4 protein-coding genes are annotated in these 4,569 nt (G+C 43.8%); 3 read left to right on the top strand and 1 reads right to left on the bottom strand.

Going from position 1 to position 4,569, the window contains the following annotated elements; translation table 11 throughout:
* On the bottom strand, positions 1-101 hold a 101-nt coding region (locus IM509_RS08040; RefSeq protein ID WP_420372278.1), incomplete at its 3' end, for a transposase-like zinc-binding domain-containing protein.
* 158 nt (positions 102-259) lie between these two features.
* Between IM509_RS08040 and IM509_RS08045 the strand changes: the two genes are divergently transcribed.
* The 3 genes from IM509_RS08045 to IM509_RS08055 all read left to right on the top strand — a co-directional run bounded on the left by IM509_RS08045 (position 260) and on the right by IM509_RS08055 (position 4,497).
* Positions 260-1,309, top strand: coding sequence for a hypothetical protein (locus tag IM509_RS08045; RefSeq protein WP_185238098.1), 1,050 nt, complete (start codon positions 260-262; stop codon positions 1,307-1,309).
* Between the two features lie 251 nt (positions 1,310-1,560).
* Positions 1,561-3,159 (top strand): SpoIID/LytB domain-containing protein, encoded by a 1,599-nt coding sequence (locus IM509_RS08050; protein ID WP_052277511.1) that lies wholly within the window; start codon positions 1,561-1,563, stop codon positions 3,157-3,159.
* A gap of 240 nt (positions 3,160-3,399) precedes the next feature.
* Positions 3,400-4,497 carry an RNA-guided endonuclease InsQ/TnpB family protein gene (locus tag IM509_RS08055; RefSeq protein WP_052277512.1) on the top strand — a complete coding sequence of 366 codons (1,098 nt, stop codon included), beginning with the start codon at positions 3,400-3,402 and terminating at the stop codon, positions 4,495-4,497.
* Positions 4,498-4,569 lie beyond the last annotated feature (72 nt).

Raw genomic sequence — 4,569 nt, forward strand, 5'->3', positions numbered from 1 at the left:
ATAAATTGACGGCCACAGGTTACACAAATATGATTTTGTTTACCTTGTTTATTGATGCCATTTTTACGGATATGGGTAGATTTACATTCAGGGCATTGCATTTTGATTTCCTCCATTCATATCTCTATTATGCAACGCCAAAAGTTTTTCGTGGGGACAGGGTGTGGGGTGTGGGGTTTTACCTGATGATTAATCGGCTTGTCGGGGGTTGCCTGAGCGAGTTAAGATAAAATGCCCGATTAACTGCCGAGTCTATCCTATGGTTGATGCTGCGACGTTCTCCTCCGACACCTCCGCGATCATTGATGCCTTTGAAACGCCTCTAGAGTTTAACTTTCAACTGCCGGATCCCGAAGATGAAACCATCCAAGATCATGACTTTCAGCAGCAACTGGATTCTTTTTGGAAAGTCTGCGATCGCTTTGATTTACAAACGGAAATCTGGCGGGGGCGAATTTTACGAGCTATTCGCGACCGGGAGAAGCAAGGCGGTGATAGTCGCGGTACGGGCTTTTTAAACTGGTTAAAACAGCGAGAAATCACTAAAAGTCAAGCTTATGCTCTGATTCAATTGGCTAATAGTGCCGATACTCTCCTAGCAGAAGGACAACTGGATCCCGATAGTATCAATAATTTTAGTAAACGCGCCTTCGTAGAAACGGCCAAATCCGCCCCCGAAATTCAAAAATTAGTCAGTGATGCGGCCCGACAAGGGGAGAGAATTACCCGTCGGGAAGTGAAGCAATTGGCCGATGAATGGACGGCGATGAGTTCAGACTTACTACCCGATGAGGTGAAGGAAAAAGCCGGCGATGGCAGTTTACCGGCGCGTCATCTCGCTCCTCTAGTCAAAGAATTAGAAAAGTTACCCGATACTCATATCGAAACTCTCCGTCAAGAAATCGCCGCTAATCCCGATGTAGATACGGTAAAACTAATCACCTCGGAAGCACGCAGTTTAGCCAAATATCTCGACGCGGCGGCCCAAGTACAAACTCTCCGACGGGGTAATTTAGATATTGAAATGGCTCTAGAAGAAGCTTTGCGCGTCGATTGTCTAAATACGGCGGCGGATCTGGTTAAACAAGCCACACAATTAGAGCAGGCCGTGGCTAAACTTTATACTACTTGGAAACGTTTGGGTAGTTTGTCCGATCGCCTTTATGTGGATACGGGAGCAAGTAATCCCCATCTGCGATCGATGTTAACCTGTTTGGAAAGTTTAACCAGTGAAGTGATCGAAGTAGAACTGGATGAGGGTGGGCAAAAAATGGTACGTTTACGCATTATCAGCGATGGGGGAAGTTAGATGCTTTGTTGGTGGTTGGGGTGTTAGGGTGTTAGGGTGTTAGGGTGTTAGGGTTTTAGGGTGTTAGGGTTTTAGGGTTTTAGGGTTTTAGCTGAAATTCCCCATTTCCCCACTTCCCCATTTCCCCATTTCCCCACCTCCCCACTTCCCCACTTCCCCACTTCCCCACTTCCTAACCCCTAACGGCTTGCTGCTATAATCTCTGAATATCGTCAACTTTTATGAAAACTTATTAACAGATACTTGACTTTATGCTAAAAATCAAGGAAAAAAAACCAATAATTAGCATCGGTTCTATAACTGCGGCGATCTTGCTCAGTTTAACCCTAATTCCTGCCGCTATGGCCAAGGATGTGCTTCTGAGAGTGGGCATTGTCCAACGTTTTGGCGATGAAGCCAAGGAAAAATTAACCCTGAGCAGTACCAGTGGTGATAATCTCACCCTCCGCATGGTGGGAGAAGATGGCCAATCCCAAACCCTGCAAACCAATCGCCTACAATTAGAAGTTATTCCCCGTCCCCTCGCTTCTCCCATCCTCCAAGAAAAAGTCATTTTAAGCGACCACGCCACCTTTGAAACCGCCGAAAATAGTGCCAAAAATTGGGCAAAAATGGGCATTAAAGTGGAAATTACCCAACCCGGACGCTGGCAGGTTTGGGCAAAGCGAGAAGTTTATGAAAATCCCCTAGTGCGACGTTGGTTGCTGACCAGTTTGCAAACCAAAGGCCACAATCAACCCTATATTAATAGTGTTTTACTCAAAGAAAAGCCGCAAGTTTCTTTCCAGATCAACGGGGTGCGCTATTTTCCCAAAGAATTAGAAATCGAGAGCCAAAAAAACCTGATTCAAGTCACCCATAGCCCCGATCAGGTACGTTTGTACGGGGGAACTATGCGCCTACAGCCCAACGCCTACGGCACTTTTACCCTAGTTAATAACGTTCCCCTCGAAACCTACCTGCGCGGGGTTGTACCCCACGAAATCGGTCATGATGCCCCAGAAAGTGCCACCCAGGCGCAAACTATTATCGCCCGCACCTACGCCCTCCGCAATCTCCGCCGTTTTCAAGCCGATAATTACGAACTCTGTGCCGATACCCATTGTCAAGTTTATTATGGATTGACGGGAACTAATCCCCGGGCTGATCAAGCGATCGCAGCCACGCGAGGCCTGGTTTTAACCTACCAAAATGAGTTAGTGGATGCCCTTTATTCCTCCACCACCGGCGGGGTAACTGCCCTCTTTAGTGATGTGTGGGATGGGGAAGAAAGACCTTATCTCCGGGCAGTGGTAGACTCCCCTAATCGAGTTTGGGATCTGTCGAAACAATCTCTCGCTAATGAGACAACTTTTCGCCAGTTTATTAATCTTAAAGATGGTTTTAATGAGACGGGGCGACGGGTTTTTCGCTGGCAAAAACAAGCTTCTTTAGCTGATTTGAGTCAAGACCTAGAAACCTATCTAAAACGCAGAAAACATCCCCTCGCCCACTTCCAGAAAATCCAATGGATGGAAGTGACTAAGCGCTCTCCTTCTGGTCGGATTCTGACTATGACCATTCAAACCGATAAGGGGATTTTGGAACTCTATAAAAATGAGGTGCGTAGCGCTTTTGGACCGCCTCGCAGTACCCTATTCTACATCGATCCTATCTACGATACCAATCGACAGATCCAGGGTTATAACTTTATTGGTGGCGGTTTCGGCCACGGGGTAGGATTAAGTCAATTTGGTTCCTATAATTTAGCCCGTTTGGGTTGGTCTCCCGAACAAATTCTCGCTTTCTATTATCCCGGCACCACCATCCAACCTCTCAATAATTCGATTATCTTTTGGCGAGGAAATTAATCAGTTATCAGTTATCAGTTTCTGAAGGCAATAGGCAATAGGCAATAGGCAAGAGAAAGGCTCTGACAATTCTCCTACCTAAAAAGAGGATTAGAAACTAAGTAAATCAAATGTTTGACTAAAATTTACCGAAATTTTGGGTTAAAGCCCCGTCCTTTTAGGACGGCTTTTTAAACTATAGCTTGTTAACTTAACTTTTATTGTGCTATACTGATTTTATCTAAGTAACCCGTGCGTAAAATGTTTGTCTTAGAGTTTAAAGTTAAAGCTAAAACTCAACAGTATCAAGCCATAGACGATGCTATTCGTACTGCTCAATTCATCCGTAACAAATGTGTAAGGTTATGGATGGATACAAAAGGTACGGGTAAGAACGATTTATACCGATATTCTAAAGAATTAGCTCAGGACTTTAAATTTGCCGATGAACTTAATTCAACTGCTAGACAGGCAAGTGCTGAACGTGCTTGGAGTTCAATTAGTCGTTTTTACGACAACTGTAAACGTAAAGTATCAGGCAAAAAGGGGTATCCTCAATTTAAAAAATCTCGCTCTGTTGAATACAAACAATCAGGATGGAAGCTTCTTAGCCCTAAAACTGTTAAGTTCACTGACAAGAAAAACATTGGTGTTCTTAAGTTGGTAGGAACTTGGGATTTAGGGTACTTTCAAGAATCCGATATTAAACGGGTTAGGTTGATTCGGAGAGCGGACGGTTATTATTGTCAATTTGTCCTTTCTTGTGACGTTAAAGAAGATGTTAAACCATCAGGTAAGTGTATTGGTTTAGATGTAGGTTTGGCTTCTTTCTATACAGATCACAATGGCAACAAGGTTGATAATCCTCAATTCTTGAGAAAGTCTGAGAAACGATTAAAACGACTTCAAAGGCGATTATCTAAAAAGAAAAAGGGAAGTAAAAATCGTCAAAAAGCTAGACAAAGATTAGCTAAAGCTCACCTTAAAGTAAGTAGGCAACGTAAAGACTTTGCTGTGAAATTAGCAAGGTGCGTAGTTCGCTTCTTAGATGTGATAGCCTACGAGGATTTAAGAGTTAAGAACTTAGTCAAGAATCATTGTCTAGCTAAATCGATAAATGATGCGGCCTGGTATCAGTTTCGGGAATGGATAGAGTATTTTGGGGTTAAATTCGGCAAGATAACGATTGCTGTCTCACCGAATTATACAAGCCAAAACTGTTCAAACTGTGGTGAAACTGTCAAAAAATCTTTATCGACTAGAACCCATCAGTGCAAATGTGGATGTGTTTTGGATAGGGATGAAAACGCCGCTATAAAGTGCGATTCGTTCAGTCGAAACCTAGAAATAGGGGGATGACTGGCCTCTGTTGAGTAACCCTAACTGGGTTGAGTACGCACTTTAATCCTCAGCAGATGACAACTTCATAAC

This window comes from Microcystis sp. M31BS1, from assembly GCF_020245285.1.
Classification (GTDB): domain Bacteria; phylum Cyanobacteriota; class Cyanobacteriia; order Cyanobacteriales; family Microcystaceae; genus Microcystis; species Microcystis panniformis.